This is a genomic window from Nostoc sp. DedQUE08, assembly GCF_034530895.1.
Taxonomy (GTDB): Bacteria; Cyanobacteriota; Cyanobacteriia; order Cyanobacteriales; family Nostocaceae; genus Nostoc.
Window position 1 is genome coordinate 1 of record NZ_JAVRCD010000077.1, and the last position, 20,274, is coordinate 20,274.

Annotated in this window: 16 protein-coding genes; 8 read left to right on the forward strand and 8 right to left on the reverse strand. The window is 41.2% G+C overall.

Annotation, left to right across the window (positions count from 1 at the left end; all coding sequences use genetic code 11):
- Positions 1 to 434 precede the first annotated feature (434 nt).
- From RMY64_RS32375 to RMY64_RS32385, 3 genes are all read left to right on the forward strand, one after another.
- The gene (locus RMY64_RS32375; RefSeq protein ID WP_322675516.1) at positions 435 to 1,022 is read left to right on the forward strand and encodes a LemA family protein; all 588 of its coding nucleotides are present in this window, start codon (positions 435 to 437) and stop codon (positions 1,020 to 1,022) included.
- Between the two features lie 6 nt (positions 1,023 to 1,028).
- Entirely contained in the window at positions 1,029 to 2,957 is a 1,929-nt protein-coding gene (locus RMY64_RS32380) for a M48 family metallopeptidase (protein ID WP_322702168.1), read from the forward strand.
- A gap of 1,394 nt (positions 2,958 to 4,351) precedes the next feature.
- Positions 4,352 to 5,089: an SDR family oxidoreductase gene (locus tag RMY64_RS32385; protein ID WP_322684105.1), complete on the forward strand. Its 738-nt coding sequence runs from the start codon at positions 4,352 to 4,354 to the stop codon at positions 5,087 to 5,089.
- A 600-nt stretch (positions 5,090 to 5,689) separates the two neighbouring features.
- Here the strand turns inward: RMY64_RS32385 and map are convergent.
- Both map and RMY64_RS32395 read right to left on the reverse strand, forming a co-directional pair.
- Positions 5,690 to 6,475 carry a type I methionyl aminopeptidase gene (map, locus tag RMY64_RS32390; protein ID WP_322684104.1) on the reverse strand — a complete coding sequence of 262 codons (786 nt, stop codon included), beginning with the start codon at positions 6,473 to 6,475 and terminating at the stop codon, positions 5,690 to 5,692.
- On the reverse strand, positions 6,475 to 7,491 hold the full coding sequence (locus RMY64_RS32395) for a Gfo/Idh/MocA family oxidoreductase (RefSeq protein ID WP_322684103.1): 1,017 nt from the start codon (positions 7,489 to 7,491) through the stop codon (positions 6,475 to 6,477). The genes map and RMY64_RS32395 overlap by 1 nt, the downstream gene beginning before the upstream one ends.
- Positions 7,492 to 8,121: 630 nt before the next feature.
- Here RMY64_RS32395 and RMY64_RS32400 point away from each other — a divergent pair.
- Positions 8,122 to 8,421, forward strand: coding sequence for a ferredoxin (locus tag RMY64_RS32400; RefSeq protein ID WP_322675522.1), 300 nt, complete (start codon positions 8,122 to 8,124; stop codon positions 8,419 to 8,421).
- A gap of 269 nt (positions 8,422 to 8,690) precedes the next feature.
- Here RMY64_RS32400 and RMY64_RS32405 read toward each other — a convergent pair whose 3' ends face one another.
- Positions 8,691 to 10,388, reverse strand: a complete 1,698-nt coding sequence (locus tag RMY64_RS32405; protein ID WP_322702169.1) for a SpoIID/LytB domain-containing protein — start codon at positions 10,386 to 10,388, stop codon at positions 8,691 to 8,693.
- Positions 10,389 to 10,503: 115 nt separating this feature from the next.
- Here RMY64_RS32405 and RMY64_RS32410 point away from each other — a divergent pair, with 115 nt between their 5' ends.
- The 4 genes from RMY64_RS32410 to RMY64_RS32425 all read left to right on the forward strand — a co-directional run bounded on the left by RMY64_RS32410 (position 10,504) and on the right by RMY64_RS32425 (position 13,416).
- Complete coding sequence (locus RMY64_RS32410; RefSeq protein ID WP_104907642.1) at positions 10,504 to 10,767, forward strand: ParB N-terminal domain-containing protein; 264 nt, start codon at positions 10,504 to 10,506, stop codon at positions 10,765 to 10,767.
- Between the two features lie 188 nt (positions 10,768 to 10,955).
- Positions 10,956 to 11,447: a Dps family protein gene (locus RMY64_RS32415; RefSeq protein ID WP_289799395.1), complete on the forward strand. Its 492-nt coding sequence runs from the start codon at positions 10,956 to 10,958 to the stop codon at positions 11,445 to 11,447.
- Between the two features lie 137 nt (positions 11,448 to 11,584).
- Entirely contained in the window at positions 11,585 to 12,229 is a 645-nt protein-coding gene (gene grpE / locus RMY64_RS32420) for a nucleotide exchange factor GrpE (RefSeq protein WP_322702170.1), read from the forward strand.
- Between the two features lie 860 nt (positions 12,230 to 13,089).
- Complete coding sequence (locus RMY64_RS32425; protein ID WP_322675524.1) at positions 13,090 to 13,416, forward strand: STAS domain-containing protein; 327 nt, start codon at positions 13,090 to 13,092, stop codon at positions 13,414 to 13,416.
- Here the strand turns inward: RMY64_RS32425 and RMY64_RS32430 are convergent, their stop codons facing one another.
- The 5 genes from RMY64_RS32430 to RMY64_RS32450 all read right to left on the reverse strand — a co-directional run bounded on the left by RMY64_RS32430 (position 13,417) and on the right by RMY64_RS32450 (position 19,854).
- The gene (locus RMY64_RS32430; protein ID WP_322684100.1) at positions 13,417 to 14,553 is read right to left on the reverse strand and encodes a PP2C family protein-serine/threonine phosphatase; all 1,137 of its coding nucleotides are present in this window, start codon (positions 14,551 to 14,553) and stop codon (positions 13,417 to 13,419) included.
- A gap of 393 nt (positions 14,554 to 14,946) precedes the next feature.
- On the reverse strand, positions 14,947 to 15,714 hold the full coding sequence (locus RMY64_RS32435; protein ID WP_322689108.1) for a DUF1350 family protein: 768 nt from the start codon (positions 15,712 to 15,714) through the stop codon (positions 14,947 to 14,949).
- Between the two features lie 237 nt (positions 15,715 to 15,951).
- Complete coding sequence (locus RMY64_RS32440) at positions 15,952 to 16,671, reverse strand: hypothetical protein (protein ID WP_322702171.1); 720 nt, start codon at positions 16,669 to 16,671, stop codon at positions 15,952 to 15,954.
- A 357-nt stretch (positions 16,672 to 17,028) separates the two neighbouring features.
- The gene (locus RMY64_RS32445; RefSeq protein ID WP_322702172.1) at positions 17,029 to 18,381 is read right to left on the reverse strand and encodes a pentapeptide repeat-containing protein; all 1,353 of its coding nucleotides are present in this window, start codon (positions 18,379 to 18,381) and stop codon (positions 17,029 to 17,031) included.
- A 105-nt stretch (positions 18,382 to 18,486) separates the two neighbouring features.
- Positions 18,487 to 19,854 (reverse strand): DUF3370 domain-containing protein, encoded by a 1,368-nt coding sequence (locus tag RMY64_RS32450; protein WP_322702173.1) that lies wholly within the window; start codon positions 19,852 to 19,854, stop codon positions 18,487 to 18,489.
- Positions 19,855 to 20,274: the final 420 nt, after the last annotated feature.

The following is a 20,274-nucleotide window of genomic DNA, read 5'->3' on the forward strand; positions in this document are numbered from 1 at the left end:
ATTCAACAAACGATCGCCCGAATTCAATAAACGACCGCCCGAATTCAATAAACGACCGCCCGAATTCGATGAACATACCTTTGACATTTGGGCTTCTGCCTTAACTTGACACCAATGGCGAGACGCCCACCCCACAAGAAATGTACAATTTCAGATTATGCAAACTAGATGTGGTTGAGCTTACAAACTTTAATTTATTTATGCTTAAATACTTAGAGTTCACAAATAGTTTGGCACTCTGCGTTCTCTGCGCCTCTGCGGTTATTTAAAAATCTTACATCAGTAAACTTGCGTAACTAATTCTACAGACGACGAAGCCAACTTGCTACAAGTAGACTCATCTTTATATCCACACTAATTTTGCTGGATATCAGGATTACCGTGTTTGGTAAATCTGCAAAAAAGTAAGTACCTGATGGAAATAATCTAAAAATATGGGGCTTTTAATATTTTCTGTTGCTTTAGTTGCCATTGTTGCTGTAATTATCATTAATGCCTACAACGATTTAGTTAAGTATCGCAACCGTTACAAAAATGCTTACTCTCAAATCGATGTTCAATTACAGCGCCGCTATGATTTAATTCCCAACTTGGTGGAAACTGCCAAAGGGTATATGAAACATGAGCGAGAAACCTTAGAAGCAGTTATTGCCGCTCGGAATTCTGCAATTAATGCTAGCAGTCGTGCGGTACAAAATCCTGGCGATCCCCAAGCGATGCAACAGTTGGGCAATGCTGAAGGGGCGCTGACGGGTGCGTTAAGTCGGTTGATGGTACTTTCAGAATCTTATCCAGAATTGAAAGCCGATCGCGCCATGACTCAGGTAATGGAAGAATTATCTTCCACTGAAAACCGGATTGCTTTTGCCCGTCAGGCTTTTAATGACGCGGTGACACTTTACAACACCAAGAGCGAATCTTTCCCCAGCAACTTGGTGGCAAATACATTTAACTTTACTGTTGCAGAATTGCTTCCTGAAGCTACCCCAGAAATAAGAAATGCTCCACGCGTATCTTTTTAGGTGTCTATGAACTTCTTTGAACATCAGGATCGGGCACGCCAAAATACGCAACAATTAATCGGGTTATTTTCCCTGTCGATCGCAGTCATGATTATGGCAATTTATATTGCCAGTTTATTTCTGTTTCGCATGGCTCCTCGTGTTTGGTGGCATCCAGGGTTATTTCTCTACGTAGCTGGGATTACAATAGTTGCGATCGCAGTGGGAAGTCTGTACAAAATTGCCTGTCTCCGTCAAGGCGGAAGCGTCATTGCCCAAGAGTTAGGAGGAAGACTTCTGCTACCAGAAATGGCTGACGAACAAGGGCGACAACTATTAAATATTGTCGAGGAAATGGCGATCGCTTCTGGTATTTCTGTCCCACAAGTTTATCTCCTCGACAGAGAAACCAGCATTAATGCCTTTGCTGCCGGATTTTCGCCCAATGATGCTGTAATCGGAGTTACCCGTGGAACTTTGGAAAACTTGAGCCGGGATGAGTTACAAGGAGTCATCGGCCACGAATTTAGTCATATTCTCAATGGAGATATGCGGCTAAATTTGCGTTTAGTGGGACTACTGCATGGGATTTTGTTCATTTATTTAACCGGGGAATTGCTGTGGCGGCTTCGCGATAGCTTCCGCTTAGGAAAGGAAGACAAGGGTTTACCTATCTGGGCGTTTGGTTTGGCACTAATGGCTATTGGCGGTATCGGATTACTTTGCGGACGCTTGATTAAAGCCGCCGTCTCTCGCCAACGCGAATTTCTCGCTGATGCTTCAGCCGTACAGTTCACTCGCAACCCCAATGGACTTACCGGAGTCTTCCAAAAACTCCAACAGATGGATTCACGGTTAATATCGCCCGGAGCAGAAGCCTCTAGCCACATGTTTTTTGGCAATGCCCTCAACCCCTCTTTCTGGGAAGATATGTTTTCTACTCACCCACCCTTAGCAGAACGTATCCGCCGCGTTGGGGGTTTGAACGTCAGAAATTTAGCAGCAATGCCATCTCGGAATCAGATGCGTTCCCCTTCCCAGGAATCCCTAACAATGGGCTTTGCTGGTGGTGACAGTGCCACACCAAAACAGGTTGTAAATCAAGTTGGCAGCGTTACACCAGAGCATTTTGCCCATGCTCAAGCGCTGTTATCGCAGTTACCAGAATCTTTGCGTTTGGGTGCGCGGGAGCAACAAAGTGCAATAGCGATCGCTTTAGCGTTAGCCTTAGATACAGAAAATCTCCAAATTCAAGAACGTCAAATTGCTTGGTTACGAGAGGTACAGCCTGCTGATTTGGTAGAGAAAACCTTAGAACTAAGTAGCGAAATTAATCAGTTAGATCCTAGAATTCGCTTGCCACTTGTGGATTTGGCAGTGCCTATATTGCGCCAAAATGCCAAAGAATGCCAAAGGCTATGCAAATGCGTCCACGGTTTAGTTGTAGCTACGGGAAGTTTATCGCTGTGGCATTTTGTGTTGCAATTAATACTGTGGCATCGTCTTCAAACTAGTATAAATCCTGCATCTACTACAACCGTAGAATTCACCTCCATCGAACAGATTTGGCCAGATAGTCTATTAATATTGTCCGTAATTGCTCGTGTCGGACACTCCCAACCTGATGCGTCCACTGAAGACATCGCCTATGCTTTTCGTTCTGGAGTTTTTCGACTTCCCAAAGCCGGAGAGCAAGAAAAACCAGAAATGCCATTAAGTTGTAATTTTACTGAACTAAAGAAAAGTATTGAGCGCCTGCGTCTTGCCACTCCCAAACTCAAACAAGCTATTGTTGATGCTTGTGCCCACACGGTACTACTAGATAACAAAGTTACTCCTTCAGAAGCAGATTTACTCAGAGCGATCGCCATGACGCTAGAGTGTCCCATCCCCCCATTTTTAAATTCTCAGCCTAGTGTTTCAAAACAGAAACAACCTTCTCCAAAACGAACTTAATGTAACGAGTGAGACACAATGATTTAGGGGTTGCTAAAAAATAAAAAGAAGCTCACACTATCTAGATTATCTAACTAAGGGACTTTCAGAGAATAAAATAAATAATGCTATAGGACTCATATTTGATTGCGTGAAAAAAACTCAGTACACCTTTATTCCTTCTTCCCAGTCCCCAGTCCCCAGTCCCCAGTCCCTAGTCCCTACGATTAATTCAGAAATCAAATCGGATTGCTATAGAGACGGCATATTTCTGACCAAGATTTAACTTAGACAGATAAAAGTACTTGGTATCGGTACTTTTGTCTAGATTAGTTACTACCACAAAAAAAACTGTCATAATTACAATCAGGTAAATAATCACTTGAGAAATATATTAAGAATAGCGATTCAATAATTTTTTCACGCTAATACTAATTCTGCATGAAGATGTACATAATAAGACCCCCCTGTAGTCCCCCCGATGCCTTGGGGGGACAGCGTAGCTGGGGGGTAAATATATGCAGCTTTACAAAGAAACGGTATAAAGTCTTAAATATTATTAGAAATTGAACTATTTTCTGCAAACAACAATTTCAAAAAACGTGAGATATATTTTTGATGTATTTTTTGGTATTTATAGTTGAAATTGTTAAGTTTTATGTTGAAAATAACAGTGTTGATTTTTGTAGTGTTGTCTATGTTTTATCTTCTATTTTTAAAAGATGCTGACACGTCTATGGTTTATATGCTTGGTGCAATAGTTTGTACACTACTATTAATAAATACTAAACTCTAAGAGGGGGTTTGAAAACTTTTGAGAGGTCACGCCGATTTTGGATTAACCTCTCCTTTAAAGAAGAGGCTTCGCTTCAATAATGATTTTTTTAAATATTCTCCATAAATGGAGAGGCTTGAAACCTTTTTTAGATTACAGATTTTGAGTTTAATCCTTGCATCCTTGCATCTAAAATCTAAAATTGTCTCGGTCAAATTTTATGCCAAGTACAAGCCTTCGTAACCAGCTATTTGTTGCACTCACCGGATCTAAAGCTTGGGTAAGGTTGAGTGGGGTAAGTAAATACCCAATATGTGAAAAGATACGACAAGTCATTAACAATGGTAATAGTTAGGGACTTCCATAAAATAAACTATTCCCCCAGCAATAATAATCCTTTTGGTGCTAATATTCATTCCCGAAACAACAACTTTCAATGCCTGGGAAGAGGTGTCCAAAAGCACAAACTTCCAAGACGGCTAAAAAATTGGTGTTGCTAGATTCGCATGATGATACCATGCTAGAAGGAGCGGTGGAAGCCGCAGTCTTTCTTCAAGAGAGCAGCTAAATTTCTTTGCCCTAACTTAGAGCGATTGTCCAAGGTTTTTCAGATCGTGAAAAACCATAAGGAGAAATCCAAATGAACTACGACATCAAAGACAAAACCATTTTGGTTACGGGCGCAAATCGCGGCATCGGCAAGGCGATAGTTGATTCGTTTATTGAACACGGAGCCACCAAAGTCTATGCGGCTGTTCGTCAGCTCAACAGTGTCTCCTCATTGGTTGAACAATATGGCGATCGGGTAGTACCAATTCAGGTTGATTTAGGCGATCCCCAATCTATTGTTGCTGCTGCTCAAACTGCCCCAGATGTGCAAATAGTTATCAATAATGCAGGAGTCTTTCAAGCTGGAACTCCCTTAGCTGAGAATGCGATCGCCGCTCTCGAATTTCAGATGAACATCAATGTATATGGATTGATCTACATGGCTCAGGCGTTTGCCCCAGTACTCAAAGCCAATGGAGGTGGTGTGTTTGCCCAAATCAATTCTGTTGCTTCGCTCAAGGGTTTCCCCGACTCTGCCACTTACTGTGCCTCAAAAGCTGCGGCCTATTCAATCACCCAGACATTACGAGAACTATTGAGTAAGCAGGACACGCTTGTGCTAAGTGTTCACCCTGGCCCGATTGCCACGGATATGAGCGATGCGGCAGGAATGAGTGAGGTTGCAGAGCCACCTGCACTTGTGGCAGAGGGGATAATAAAAGCTCTCAAAACTGGGGATTTTCACGTTTTTCCTGACTCGGTGGCTAAACAAATGGGCGATGCTTATAAAAGCTTTGCCCAAAACGTCATTGAGGTGTCATCAAGTTAACTACATTGCCGGGTAACGCTCTAGGCAAGGGTATCTGGGTATTAAACAGCAAGCCCAAACTCTTCTCGATTGTACAGATTCACTACTCCTAATTCACCAGCACCCCATCCACGCAAGCGATACTCCACTGCGGAAACTTCGCCAGCAGTTTCTTAACGACAATTTGCAAAACCGGATTGTTATAGCAAGGGACTGGGGACTGGGGACACTTCGACAAGCTCAGTGCATCGCTGGGGACTGGGTGAAAAGCCTTTTTGTGTCTAAGTTTTATCGTCTGTTGATGTCCTAACCACCAAGGCTTGTGCTATATTTCAGCATTCCTGCAAGAAGTAAAATCCCGGATTCTGCCCCGAATTCGCCGCAACGCATGAGTTTCTGCATACGCTCTGGTCGCAGATTTGACCTTGCAAAAATATATTTTTGCACTCTTAGGGAAAAGGGACTCATGTTAAAGGGAAAGGATTTTGAATTTCTTTACCCTTATCCCCAGAGGGAACCCCACCTTCCCCTTTACCCCGACAAATGCCAAGAAGTCTATTTATTTCTTAGAAGTCCCCAATCAAGTTGCAAATCCCATAATTAGGAATTATGAATTATTAATCATACAGCCCAGTAATTCTCGCCTTCAGGTAAGGTAAGGATTTCAACCCCATCTTCAGTTACAGCTAAGGTATGCTCGCATTGAGCAGAAAGCTTGCGATCGCGCGTTACCGCCGTCCACTTATCGCCCAGAACTTCGACTTCGTAAGTACCTTCATTAATCATTGGCTCAATGGTAAAAACCATCCCTGCTCTGAGGCGCTTGCCCTTACCGCGTGTGCCATAGTGGGGAACATCCGGCGCAGTATGGAAAATATTACTGATGCCGTGGCCAACGAAATCTCGCACTACAGAAAAGCCTTGTCCTTCAGCATACTCTTGAATGGCTGCACCAATATCGCCAATGCGTGCCCCAGGCTTAACTTCAGCAATACCTAGACGCAAACATTCTTCTGTCACCTCTACCAGCTTTCTCGTTTTTGGGGAAGGAGAACCAACAAAAAATGTCTTGGATGTATCGCCGTGATAACCTTCAACAATCGGTGTGACATCAATATTAATGATGTCACCTTCTTTGAGAATTTGCTTGGCGTTGGGAATGCCGTGACAAATTACCTCATTTACACTGGTGCAAATCGATTTAGGATAACCCTTATAGCCAAGGGGTGCGCTTTTTGCTCCATGCGCTTGCGTCCAACGTTCGGCTTCATCATTTAGTTCGAGAGTGCTAACCCCTGGTTTCACAAAGGGTTCTAGATGCTGGAGAAGTTTAGCAGCTAAACGCCCAGCTTGACGCATTTTCTCTATTTCTCGTTGGGATAAAATAACAATTAGTTCAGTTTTCATTAACTTTTATCTAAAGTATCTTTCATAAACATAGTTAACCCTGTCTGTGCAGCTCTTTGTGCAGTATCAGCAACATGCAGGGTATACAAGCTTTCCTCTGGGGTAACGTACAAAGGAGTCCCGTCAAAAAGATGGTCTAACACCATACTCGTATCTTTGGCGAACAAACCCCGACGAGGCCCAACCTCTATAGGTGTTGTTTCCCCTGGCTGGACGAATATTCCGGTGTCACCATCAAAAATTAAACCACCTTTTTCACCGTGAACTTCAAACTTCCGCTCTGATTGCCAAATACTTTCGCCTTTGCCATACACGACTTGGGCTAAAAGTCCACTGTTAAAGGACAGTTCACTAGTGCAGAAACAGGTTTGGTAGTATTCCGGTTCTATTTCCCAATATCGCTGATGACAGTTAACACTAAATACTGTACCAAATAAATCGATGAGGCGATGTAGGCGAGACAGGGCACCAATTAAGGGAAAGCCGAACAACTCGTGGTTATAAGTCCATTTGCGGGGTGCAGGATTTTGAGGATTGATGGTGCTGTAGCGAACATAAAATACCTCACCAATTTTGTCTAAGTTTTGCTTCAAAGCTTGATGCAAACCACCCAAAAGTTCCAGATGTTCAACGTGTAGGAGTTTTTGTTGTGCTTTGGCTAAGGCAATCAGTTCCTCGGCTTCAAATACATCCAACGAAAGAGGATACTCTACAATCACATGTTTGCCGTTGCTAAGTGCTGCACGAGCGATCGCACCATGATCTCGATTAACAGTAGAGATCGCTACTAGGTCTATATCTTCACGCCCTACTAGCTCTTGCCAAGTACTCAAGACTTGAATCTGGTAGTCTCTAGCAAAGGTTTCGGTTTTTTCTCTTGTATGACCAACAACTGCGACTATGTGCGATCGCCGATCGTGGAACAATGCCTCAGCCCGTAACTTTGCCGCATACCCAGTACCTACCAAACCTACACGCACTCTTGCTTTTTCCAAAGCTGCTTCTGAATTATACATGATCCTCATTAGTTCTGTTCTCGATCTTCCCACGCTTCTAATAGTCAGATTCTCTCTTCATGGGATTCACCAGTCTAGACTCTACAACATTCGTCCTACCCTCTCAAGGATAAATAAGACTTTATTTGAAGCTAGATAGAATTACGTGTACTCAAAAAGGAAGACTTCAGAAGAAAAGCCCCTTTTTTATTCATAATGTCAGACATTTGTCAATATAATAATGAACAAAAAAATGGCAAAATAAAAATAATATCTCTACTGTTATAACGGGCGCATTTAAATCAGATTAGAAAATGAAACAGCCCTATTTTTTAAAGGAGCTGGTGAATCTCTTCTACGTAAGTTCTACAAAATCTCGGTAACATTAACCTTACTCATGTTTACGTTTTGTTTATATAATTTTTTTTAATCACAACCTGGCTAGGGTCGAAAATAATATAAAGAAAACTTATCGGGATTAAGTAACTAAATTTCATTACTAATCGGGTTCAATTTCCAGTTACATCGTTTAATTTTTCTCGTAGTATCAGAATTGAAGCAAATTTGAACCAACGGCTAATTCCACAGAACAGCCGTGACCTTTGCCTTAAGATAACTTATACTGCCGTTTGTAAAAGAGAGGATTTCTCAATGCCAAGTTATAAAGTGACACTAATCAACGAGGCTGAAGGACTTAACACAACAATTGACGTTGATGACGATACCTATATTCTAGATGCTGCTGAAGAAGGTGGTCTTGACTTGCCTTATTCTTGCCGCGCTGGTGCTTGCTCGACCTGTGCAGGTAAAATCATCAAGGGTACTGTCGATCAGAGTGACCAGTCATTCTTAGATGATGAACAAATAGAGAAAGGATATGTACTGACTTGTGTCGCCTACCCAACCTCTGACTTAACTATCGAAACTCACAAAGAAGAAGACCTTTACTAAGAGTTAAACAACTCAAACATAAACCTCTTGCAAGAGTTACTAATGTTGACAAAATACAAACAGGATATCTAGAGTTAACACCCTTGCAATGCAATGGCGTGTTTATCTCTGAAGGCGACTTTGAAAAAAAGTCTAATTTTGTGTTGGGCAGGAACGCAGTAAATGTTGTGTTCCTGCTTAATTTTTTAAGTATGGAGTTTCCTCTCTATTTTTTGCCTCTTCTTAACTCCCGACTCCTAGCGAAAAATGCAACTTGAATGCCAATAAGCTTAAAGCTTAGTCTCTTTGTTGAGAATTTGAATCTGAGTACCAGGATAGTAAAATTGGAGAATTTTTGGACTTGACCAACCTAGTTTAGCTAAATTTTGAGCGCCAGTTTGACTCAAGCCGACTCCATGTCCTAATCCACCACCAATAAAAGCGTATCCCCAGAGTTCTGGTTTGCCTTTGTTCAGGGGTTCGATGTAAAAAAGCGTACTTGTAGGAGCGGCAAAAGCACTGCGAACTTCGTCTTTGTGCAAAATAAAGGTACTGCGATCGGTTTTAACCGCAAGTTGCAGGATACGTCCACTCTGGCTGCGCTCCAATACTGCCATAGCCTGAATTGTCTTAAATCTGGCATGGGGACTGTTTTTCACCTGTAAAAACTTTTGCAAGTCCTTGATAATATCTTTTAAAGGCGTTTCCTTATGCCAACGAAACATATCCCACTTGCTTTCATTAAATCCTTGTTGCGTATTAATAAATTTCTGAAAATTCTTTTCATCTGCTAAATTCTGCTTAGACAAGTCCCAAAAATTAGTCGGAGCATCCAGTACAGGGCGCAGATAGGGCCGGTCTTCGCCATTCCAGACATCGCTAAAGGAAGCGGTGACGCCACCAGTGGTAGAAGAATACAGGGCGTCTACGAGTTCATTTTTATAAGTTAGTACTTTACCCTTAGTTGAGGCGATCGCCTGGTCTGTTTTAGCAGCTGCTCCTTTTAGCCCATAATAAACTTGGCAATGAGTATCAGCACACAACTGATAGTTATCTGCGGCAAACCGACGTAAATTCCTCAAGGCATAAGTCCGAGCGAGAATTGCCTGAGCTTCCAGCGCCGCTTTTGGTGCATCTGTTCCGATTTCGTAAGGTACAACTCCACGCAAATAAGTTTCTAAAGGTACTTGGTTAACGAGAGTGTATGTGCCATAAGCATTTGGCTGCAAATTCATTCGACCGGCATAAAGACGAGCAAACTCTTGTTTTTCGGTTCTATTTACCCGAATTAAGTTTTTATCAGTGCTAATTTCCAAGTCATTTGGGCTATAGCGATTACCATCCACCACCCAACTCACTCGCGGCACTTGCTTCAAAACTTTAGTATCAAGGTATACTTTTTCTTGGGTAGAAGCTTGGATGTTTTGTAATAACAAGCGTCGCAGTAAAGGGGTGCTGTAAACATCTCGTTTAGCCCAAACCTGCCAGCGTTCTGGCTGGGCTATTTCCACTTCCATTCCCTGAGAACGCCATTTTTTAGCACTGTCTTCCGCAGTTTCAAAAGTGCGGTATGTGCCCAAAACTACTACTTCTTCGACTGCTGACTGGGGTAAAGCTTGCATGACTGTTTCCAGCTTTACAGGATTCTTAGTAAACAGGATTTGCTGCTTATTGCCCGTTTGAAATTTTAGCTTTAAGCGATCGCCTTTTATGGGTTCCAGTTGCAGCTTGGCTGTGGCTTCGGCGCCAAATCTTTGCACAATTCCAATTTTCAGTTCTATATCCTGGATGTTGCTCTCAGGCCCTGATGCAGCAGTCAGTCCCAATAGACAAAATGTTGTAAGCACAGCGTGGGGAAAACGCCAAAACGAAAATTTCATGGCTACCTGATAGGGAAGCGATAGCGAGTACTCAAGGGTCTTCTGCCCCTTAATGCGTCGTTGGAGCTGATTTTCCAATTGCTTTGTAGTGCGGTTTTTTTGTCGCATGAATGCTCCAATGATACCATTACCAATTTTGCCCTAAATACTAGTTGCAAAACGAAGTCATAATGACTATGATTTATATAGAGACAAAAAACAGAATTAGTTGGATAAACTTTTTATGGTAAAAGTCCAAGAAATTCCATTAAATCAGATAAAACGGCCATTGCCGCGTACAAACGATCCAAATAAAGTACAAGCCTTAATGGAATCGATTGCGGAGATTGGGCAGCAAGAACCTATTGATGTCCTAGAAGTAGATGGACAATATTATGGCTTTTCTGGTTGCCATCGGTATGAAGCTTGCCAGCGTTTAGGCAAGGAAACCGTTTTAGCCAGAGTTCGTAAAGCACCCCGTAGCGTTTTGAAGATGCACTTGGCATAGAAAATGGGAGTGGGGAATAAGGAGCAGGGGAGCAGAGGAGACAAGGAGACAAGGGGGACAAGGTGACAAAAGTTTAGAACTTACAATCAAGTCTTTCCCCTTGTCCCCAATTCTCCTTGTCCCTAAGTCCTCTTTCCTATACCCAATTTCCAATCCCCCATTACATATAACCTAATTAGGAGAAAATTATGTCATCGAAAGTAACAGTCAAAAATGTAAATATCGGCATTGACGAGGCGAGTAGGGCTAAAATTGCCGATGGTTTATCTCACCTGTTAGCTGACACTTATACACTGTATCTGAAAACTCATAACTTCCATTGGAATGTAACGGGGCCGATGTTTCAAACATTGCATTTGATGTTTGAAACCCAGTATACAGAATTAGCCTTAGCAGTTGATTTAATAGCCGAAAGAATTAGAGCGCTTGGCTATCCTGCACCAGGAACCTACAGCGAATATGCCAAACTGAGTTCGATTCCAGAAACTCCCGGAGTTCCTAAAGCTGTGGAGATGATTCGCGAACTTGTGGAAGGACAAGAAGCCGTAGTCAGAACTGCACGGTCTATTTTCCCGGTGATAGAGGAAGTTAACGACGAACCTACCGCCGATTTATTGACTCAGCGGATGCAAGTACACGAAAAGACAGCTTGGATGTTGAGAAGTTTACTGGAAGAATAGGAATTAGGGAATAGGGCATAGGGCATTGGGAACTGGGGAGTTAGGAGTTAAAAGTTAGGAGTTAGGAGTTATAACAATTATTTCCCAATGCCCAATGCCCCATGCCCAATGCCCCATGCCCCATGCCCCAATCCCCAATGCCCCATACTCAAAAGTTGCAAGATTTAATGCAACAGGTAGGTATTTCTAGTTTTAAAGGGCTGAGTCGCGCTGCTGGTGTCTCAGAGCGTCAACTTTTACGCTTACGCCAAGGAAAGTTAGAGCAGATGCGGGTAGATGTGCTGCTTAAGCTTTCGCCAGTGCTACAGATGCCATTGAATGAATTAATCGCAACTTTTTCAACCGTAGAGTTATTACACGAGAAAACAGCGCCTACTCAGGAATTGTTACAAGAAATTACAGATTTAAGAAGAGAGTACGATCGCTCGCAGCTTCAATTAGAACAACAGCGAGAAATATTACTACAAGAACTCCAGCAGTCGAGTTTGCAACTGCTGGAGTCTTTATTATTGCAATGGCCAACAGCAGCACAGAAAGCGCAGGAGAATCCTCAGCTAGCAGCAGTCAAAATAGTACCCTTGGTGCAGAAACCCCTAGAAAAGCTGTTACAGGCGTGGGGAGTAGAAGCGATCGCCCCTGTGGGAGCAGAATTACCTTACGATCCCCAACTGCACCAATTGCTGGAGGGAACTGCACAACCTGGAGAAACAGTCAAAATACGCTACACTGGCTACCTTCAAGGTGAGAAGCTGCTTCACAGAGCCAAAGTGAGTCCTGTTTGAGGGCGTGAGCAGTAGAGACGCGATTAATCGCGTCTGTACAGGAGTAACAAATTCATAACTCTTTACTTTTTGTATTATTTGTCGATAAATGACAGATATTGGGAATACTAAAATAGCAAAGGCGATGCCTTCGAGAAAACTTCTTTTAAAGCCTTGGTGTCGGTTCTAGCTTGCTTGGCGCTGTTTAAACCTAAATTTTTGGCTCTAGAGCGGTAGTCCAGAGGTAAATTTTTTCAATTATGTAAGTAATTGGACATAAATAAATGTAGATCCTAGTTACTATCATAAATACTCACGGAGGAAAAGCTGCTGCTGGACTAGGTTTAGCTATACGTAAGTGTAGTTCAGACTGTTGGAATTTTGAATTGCTTAATGACAGCTACGATCGTGAGATTTATTGGAGAATTTCAGTTTTGCAAAAATCTTTGGGAAATAATCTGAAAAGCAGTAACTTCAGCTTGTATGTAAGTAAGTATATATTTAAATCGAGAAGATGCAAGTAAGTCGGCGTTCAAAAATCAACATACATGATAGAACATCAAATCAACGAACTGCTTATAGATTGGTCATTTTAACATCTTTACAAAACTAAATATACCAGTTGTCGATCGTGACAACTTACTTAGCTGGTTGATTTATAGTTGGTCTATTTATAGTAAAAAAACTATACATAATTAAGCTAATAATTTTTTTAATTACAAAAAAATAGATTCAAATTTTTATAATTAATCTTTCTCTATCCCGATTAATTATCAATTATTAATCAATATTTAATCTTAAATTTTATTTTACAAGCATTTTTAAATGTTCTATAATAGCGAAATCAGAGTATTATTTACATAAGTCAGAGTGACATAATTATGAGAGAGCAAGTAAAAGTTATTAAGCTCAGTGGTAATTTGAATGCCACAACTTCACAAGACTTTCGACAAAATATCACAAACATTCTAGAAAGTGGTGCGAAAATTGTGTTAGTTGATTTTAAAGATGTAACGTTTATGGATAGTTCGGGTTTGGGAGCTTTAGTATTAGCTTTTAAAACCTTGCGAGCCGCAGATATTAAGCTTGTTCTCTGTTCAATTAATGAGCAAGTCAGAATATTATTTGAACTGACTAATATGGATAAAGTATTTGAAATATTTCCCAGCCAAGATGCATTTAATCAGGTTTTAGTCTCTAATACGTAATTAATCAAACTTCATTTGCAAAATAGATAAATCATCATCAAAAGCATCTTTGGAGTTCAGAGCTATTAAATAACTGAGTACGCGATCGAGTTGGCTATCAACAGAACCTTGTAAGCTAACCAGTAGCTGAATAAAAGCATCCAAACTCCAAAGTGTGCCGTCTGATTTAGTTATTTCATAAGCGCCATCACTAAAAATATAAAGGGTACTGAATTTTTCAATATTGCAAAACCCATCAACATATTTTGCCTCTGGAAACATGCCAACTGGCATACCAGGGGTTTTTAGGAGTTGAACTTCAGACTTTCTTGGAGATGTGCCGGTTACTAAAACTGCTGGTGGATGACCTGCACTAGCATAAATTAACTGGCGGTTGATTCGGTTGTAAACTCCGTACCAAATCGTAAAGTATTTATCATTTTGATAATTCATCTGAAAAGTGTCATTTAAAGCCTTCAATACATCACTAGGTTGATAGTAATCAAGACCTTTGAGCGCACGGGAACGCAGCAAATTCAGCACTGAAACAGAAGGAAGAGTAGCTTTGAGTCCATGTCCGGCAGTATCGAGTAGGTAAATTGCCAGATAGTCATCATCGAGCCAATAGTAATCGAAACAGTCACCGCCGAGTTGTCGTGAGGGAATGAATCGAAAATTTATATTGAAGGGTTCAGCCATAGAAGGAGGTAGCAGCGATCGCACATATTCTGCTGCTTCTGACATTTCTGATTCTAGAAGCAACTTTTGAGCCTGCAAATCTCTACTCAACTGATGCAGGCGTAATCCTGCTCTTACCCGTGCTTGTAATTCATTATGCTCAATTGGTTTAGAGATAAAATCATCAGCACCAGCGTCTAGACCTTTGACGCAATCGGCAACGGAATCTAAGGATGTTAATAAAATAAAAAATGTGGTGAAAAATTTGGGGTCTGTCTTAATGTGGTGGCAAACTTCCAGACCATTCAACCCTGGCATGATCCAATCACAAATAATTAGTGCTGGACGATAAGCTAGTGCCTTTTCTATTCCTTCTTCACCGCTACTGGCAGTAACTACTTCATAACCCTGTTTTTCCAACATCCTTTTCAGGAGTATTTTTATTGAATAGTCGTCATCAATTATTAGTATTTGAAACATATAAATTTGTTGAAAACACTCATTAATAATTTTTTGCCAAAATCTAAAATAAAAATATGATGTCAGCTAATAAGCTAGTAATATCAATATAGAAATGCTGCTATAGTGCTATTGTACCTTGCGGATACTGCTTGCTTCTCTCTTGGCGTTAGCCTCTCCCTTTGGGAGAAGGGGAGACGCTAGCGCAACGGAGAACTCTTAAAGTAGTCGCTACATATCTATGTATGCAATATATTTTGATTCCTCTCTCTTAAAAAGAAAGAGAGAGTACCCTTCGTTGTAGCAACAGGCTTAAGGATTTGAGGATTTGGTCTTTATTAAACTCAAATTAAAAGCACTATAACTCATTTCTATTTACCGCTCGAATTTACGACTATTTAACAGTCATAAATATTATGGTGTTCCCAAAGGATTTAGCCATAAAAGAATATTGCTTTTTAACTGGTTTAAGTCACGGTATGCTTCTTGTTTGAACCATTGCCCTAAAGCATCAAAGGGGGTAAAAGATGTTCCCGTTTGCCATTTAATATCTTGACCCAAAGGTGTTGTATGATTTCCTGGTAACGTTTGTGCTGTCACCATCTCATCAAAACGTTCTTGTAAGATTTTGGTTAAAGCTGCCGATTGATCGATGGTGTCATTACTAAATTTTATTAATAAATTGCGCCGGACATTGTAATGTTCTTGGACAAGTTTGTTAGTTTCCAACGGCGAAGGGGTAAATTCGATTTTCAAAGTAGAATTGAACTGCTCTACTAGAGGGATAGCTTCTTTAGCGGCGTAGTTGTTGAAGGATATTAAAATATTCCCTGCACGTTCTACTTTAAACAGGCTACCAATCAGCAAGTGGAGTTTACAGCCCATACTGTGTCCAACGCCGTAAATAGGGAAGTAAAGCTTGCGTAATGCCCTAGAATCATGCAATCGTTCGAGGGTGCGGTCAAAGTTTAACAGCACAGATTTGGCGATCGCAGTATGATCCAATGTATTGACGAAAGGCGTAGCAATTACAACGTAGCCTTTACTTGCCAGTTGTTCGAGCAACCAGCGATAAGTGATGTGCGGTGCAGTGGCGACAAATGCACCTCCTAAAAAATGAACGATACCTATGGGATTTTGGGGAATGATTACCCAGTTTCCTCTAATTTCTTTCCAGTCCATACGGATAAGCGATCGCTTTACGATTATTCTTTATGTTAGACCGGGGATTGCAACCGTGGGAAAGATTATGGAAAAAAGCCATTGAGAATATTTTACTAGCAGACTGGAAGCCAATTCACCCAGCAACCTCTATGGATTTATCAATAGCATCTACGCTTTCTCTAACTCTTACTGAGTACCGAGTGAATTTACGAGTGCTTTCTAAATTCCTATTACAAAACTTAATTACAAATTATCTTAACGTTGAGTCTGTAATCTTTTCATTTCGTATTGCACATCTAATGCAATTTGTAATGCTTCATTGAGTAACCTTCCATGTTCGGTAGCCTCCTCTGTTACTTGCATCGCTGTTAAAGTTGCTAAATTGTTGACAAATAGTTCTGTATTACTGAGGATAAAATTCTTATTTTCTCTCAAAATCCTTTCTGTCTTCAAAGCGCGAACTAAATCAGTTTTGGTAAGTTTAAGCGCTTCGATTACATCCTCTCTTTCCTTGATAATCACTTCTGGATTACCAGCTTCTTCTATTTGGTCATTAATATCTATAACTCTAATAACAGTATTATATCTATTAACCTCGTTTAACAAGATTTGCAGAGATTTTGTCATATTAGCTTTAACAAGCTTACTTTTACTTTTCCAGATAAAATACAAAATACTTTGCGTCAGACCGCCAACCCCAAGTCCTAAAAAAAATAATAATATCCATGATGGAATTGTTATCCACGTCACAAACATTTTAATAATTAGATCGAATAAAATATAGACAAAAAGAAATGTAGAAAATCCAATAAAAACTACAGTCGCTCCTTCAGAGCTTTGAAGTTTTTGTATATATACATTTACTAATCTCTTGAGAGGATTTGTAATGATTATAAGTTTCTCATTGACAGGTAAATTAGTCAGCTTTTGTAGATCGTTCTGACTAATTTCCAATCCCTGTAAATCATCCCGCACAGCTTTTAAACCCTTGCCAGAATAGTTATTTAATCTAATATAGCAATCAAATTTCTAGAATGCTGGCATTTTATCTAAACTTTTTCAAGCAAATTAATACTTGTAAGCAATGTCAATAATTTTTGTACAATATGATACTCTTTTGCCAGGATAACTATTTACTCCTAAATTCTGAATTCAGAATTTAGGAGTAAAACCACTCCGCCTCCGGTCAGTTTCAGACGGGGTTTAAATCCCCGTCTGAAAATGTCTTTAATTTTGAATTTTGAATTTTGAATTGTTAATATTGCTTGTATATTTTATTTTTTGTCAGTCCCTAAAGGGTGTTTTACTCCTGAATTCTAAATTTTGCTGTCACTATCTTCCCAACTTATTAGGAATACCTTCACAACCACCAGGAATAGTACCTCTAGTTTTCTCGCCACCCCAAGTGCAACAGTAGTTACGTGTAGACTCAGACATTCGTTGTACGTTACTGAAATCGGCATTTTCTACCACAGCGCCGGTTTGTTCGCCGGTTTCATAATCTGGTGGTTGGGTGCGACTGCGGGGTGAGGCTTTATCTACTACACCATAGAATAGGCGAATCCCGTTGATGTCAGCATCATTGAGATTCGCACCATATAAAATTGTGCGGGAGAGGTTGGCTTTTACTAGATCGCAACCGCTCAGATTGGCGCGGACAAGATTAGCTTCGCTCAGATCAGTCCAACGTAAATCAGTACCAGAAAGGTCTGCTGCGGCTAGCATTACGCCTAAATCGATGACGCGCACACCTTCGAGGCGGTCTTCTGCATATCCGCCAGTTCCATCAAGAATGGCTCGACCTAATAAGCGATCGCGTTTTAGGGGCGACAGCAACTTGGAACGTGACAAAAAACGGAGAATTTTCGCTTTCCCACTACCATCGACACTACTTAAAATTGCCGCAGTGCGTCCTTCAGCGATCGCTCTTTCTTGGGGCCAATCTTCTAATAATCCTTCTTCATCTAATACCAAGTCGGAAACGCCTTGGAAGTAGGAATCAATTGTCTGTTGCTGGGTGATGATATTTTGCTGAACTGTCAGCATATTTTGCTGAATTGTCAAGTCTTTGGAAATAACATATTGTCGCCATGCTACGTAAACGGCAATGATGGCGATCAGAATTTGCCCCAAAGCGCCAAACCATTCTGCGAGGCTACCAGCAGTTTCCCAGTTAATCTGGCGTCCTAAAAGCAGCAAGCGATCGCCTACACCTGTGAACCTGATCGTGCCGATAATGGCTACTATTAGTCCCAAAAAGGCCACAAACAGGGTACGTTCTTGGGGTGAAAACCATTCGTCTAAAACTTCTTGCAACCAAGGCAATAATATCGCCAGGGATAGTAGCAAAGCCATCAGTGTTCCGATAATGCCGACGATCCAATTATTGAGGATAATCCCAGTGAAGGTAATGGCGATCGCGATTAAAATAATCAGCAATGCTCTCGGCTTAACTGTGAATTGCTTGCTAATGGGTTGTTTGAAGTCAGAACGGGCTTGTTGTAAAGCAGTTGTATGTTGCGAAGATTGCAAAGACCCAATTGCTGCTAGTGCTTGTTGTGTCGCTAGTGCTTCTGAATTAAGGTTATTCTCATTTGCACCACCGTCAAAGTCATCTGGTTGCGAATCGTTTTCGGGGCCTGGTTCTGGGGTTGGTAGATTAGAGGAATTGGATTCAATCGTCATGTTTTCTATTTTGCCCCAGTAGATTAAGAACAACATCTGTTTTATCAGAAATTGCACTCAACTCAAGACTTGTATTCCATACAATACTTCTGGAATTTTAAATTGTTAATTTTGGTCTACAGTTTGAATTGTCAACATTTGAGGGGGCGTAGCATCAGGTGGGTAGAGAAAATCCACTTCTACCAGTCGGCGCTGTCCAGGAGATATTTTTAATTGAGCCAGCGGTTCTCCCATCTGTCCCCGTTGTTGAACTAAATGCCAATATTGAGTTCTGGGTAAGCCATTATCGTCATTGTAGCGAATACGAACAGTGCCTCGGAAAAAAACAGCTGGTGCGGGTGGTGAAAAAAAGCGAAGCCCTGGTTTACTTAACTCATCTTCTTTAATCGGCGTTTGAAAAAGTACATTTATAGTTTGCGGCTGATCCGTATTGTTGAATAATGGTAGAGAGATGTTGTATTCAATGCTGTAGTTGCCGTGAGCTTCGTAAGCAGTACCAGGATAACGCGCTACGAGTTTAGCAGTTTGGTTTTGTCCAGTACCCATTTTGCCAGCTAAAAGGGTACTTAAACCGTAAGAAAAAGCTTGTCCTGATTCGGGAATTGTCAGGTATGAACTATTAGAGTCGGTAACTTGTGCTTGCCAACGAGAGCCAACAGCTACTCCCGCTACCCGTCCGTAAATTTCTGTTGCCCCTGCAAGTTTATCTGGAGGACTGGGAGCCGATTCACGGGGGCCTGCAAAATCACCATTTTCTAATAAATTCTCCCATTCTTCTAAAGTAGGCGCTCGTTCACTACCATCGGCATTGGGTTTGGCAAACATGGCTAGGTTCGCCAGATAAACAGGACGATCGCTATACAAACGTAACAAAGTAGAACGTCCATTCAATGGCGGCGTTAAAGTCCGCACTGGAATTGGATGATTCATTAACATCCGGCTTTGTTTTGGTGGAATTACCAACTGGGCAGGCCATCCTTGTCGTCTGACTCGCAGCACATCATTCATCACGCGATCGCCAGGCCCTGCATAAATGTTTCCCGAATTATTTGACAGCATGGGAGGAAGTTTGACAAAAGGTGCATCAGGTTGACTCACATAACTAGCTGCTTGCAATATATTGACAGTTGCAGAGCGATCGCTAGGATTGTAAACAATCACTCCCAAATAAAGAGTCCGCAAATCATCTGGTGTCTCAATCGCTCTAGCAATATGGTGAGAAAATAAATCAAACCTTCCCTGAAATGGAAAGTTTAGGTGGGCGCTGGGGAATTTTTTGCCTTCAGGAGGAAATGTAGAAAGCAGAATTCCTTCACTCTTAACTACTTCTGGATTATTACTATTAAATACTGGTACTTCGTCAAGATATCCTGTTAAAGGTCTTGTTTGTTGGGGAACGAAGATTTCCTGCGGTGCAGGTGGAGGAGAAGGCGATGCTTGAGCTAAAAACAAATAAGAAATAAAATTAAGCATTTATTCAAAAAGCAATTTATCGCTGAAGTTAAGAATACAGCATACTTAATCTCCCCCCAAGTGTGACAAATTAGAGGAGGTTTGCCAAAACTCTCACCAAAGTAATTTAATTGGAGCGATCGCCTTCAGTTGCCAGTCTGAGATATCCACTATTCCTGAATGTTATCGAATCGATGTAGTTGTATGGTTTGCCTTCTTTACTAACTAAGTACAGCATTTCATTAATTCATAGCGAATTAAATTCGGCAATACCCTCCAATGACAATGCGTCGGCCGCCTTGTTAATACATCGGCTTGCATTGTTAATGCGTCGGCCGCCTTGTTAATACATCGGCTTGTATTGTTAATGCGTCGGCCGCCTTGTTAATACATCGGCTTGCATTGTTAATGCGTCGGCCGCCTTGTTAATACATCGGCTTG

Excerpts from the sequence above, each read along its gene's own strand:
- RMY64_RS32375 (WP_322675516.1), top strand. The coding sequence starts at position 435 with ATGGGGCTTTTAATATTTTCTGTTGCTTTAGTTGCCATTGTTGCTGTA.
- RMY64_RS32380 (WP_322702168.1), top strand. The coding sequence starts at position 1,029 with ATGAACTTCTTTGAACATCAGGATCGGGCACGCCAAAATACGCAACAA.
- RMY64_RS32385 (WP_322684105.1), top strand. The coding sequence starts at position 4,352 with ATGAACTACGACATCAAAGACAAAACCATTTTGGTTACGGGCGCAAAT.
- map (WP_322684104.1), bottom strand. The coding sequence starts at position 6,475 with ATGAAAACTGAACTAATTGTTATTTTATCCCAACGAGAAATAGAGAAA.
- RMY64_RS32395 (WP_322684103.1), bottom strand. The coding sequence starts at position 7,491 with ATGTATAATTCAGAAGCAGCTTTGGAAAAAGCAAGAGTGCGTGTAGGT.
- RMY64_RS32400 (WP_322675522.1), top strand. The coding sequence starts at position 8,122 with ATGCCAAGTTATAAAGTGACACTAATCAACGAGGCTGAAGGACTTAAC.
- RMY64_RS32405 (WP_322702169.1), bottom strand. The coding sequence starts at position 10,388 with ATGCGACAAAAAAACCGCACTACAAAGCAATTGGAAAATCAGCTCCAA.
- RMY64_RS32410 (WP_104907642.1), top strand. The coding sequence starts at position 10,504 with ATGGTAAAAGTCCAAGAAATTCCATTAAATCAGATAAAACGGCCATTG.
- RMY64_RS32415 (WP_289799395.1), top strand. The coding sequence starts at position 10,956 with ATGTCATCGAAAGTAACAGTCAAAAATGTAAATATCGGCATTGACGAG.
- grpE (WP_322702170.1), top strand. The coding sequence starts at position 11,585 with ATGCCCCATACTCAAAAGTTGCAAGATTTAATGCAACAGGTAGGTATT.
- RMY64_RS32425 (WP_322675524.1), top strand. The coding sequence starts at position 13,090 with ATGAGAGAGCAAGTAAAAGTTATTAAGCTCAGTGGTAATTTGAATGCC.
- RMY64_RS32430 (WP_322684100.1), bottom strand. The coding sequence starts at position 14,553 with ATGTTTCAAATACTAATAATTGATGACGACTATTCAATAAAAATACTC.
- RMY64_RS32435 (WP_322689108.1), bottom strand. The coding sequence starts at position 15,714 with ATGGACTGGAAAGAAATTAGAGGAAACTGGGTAATCATTCCCCAAAAT.
- RMY64_RS32445 (WP_322702172.1), bottom strand. The coding sequence starts at position 18,381 with ATGACGATTGAATCCAATTCCTCTAATCTACCAACCCCAGAACCAGGC.
- RMY64_RS32450 (WP_322702173.1), bottom strand. The coding sequence starts at position 19,854 with ATGCTTAATTTTATTTCTTATTTGTTTTTAGCTCAAGCATCGCCTTCT.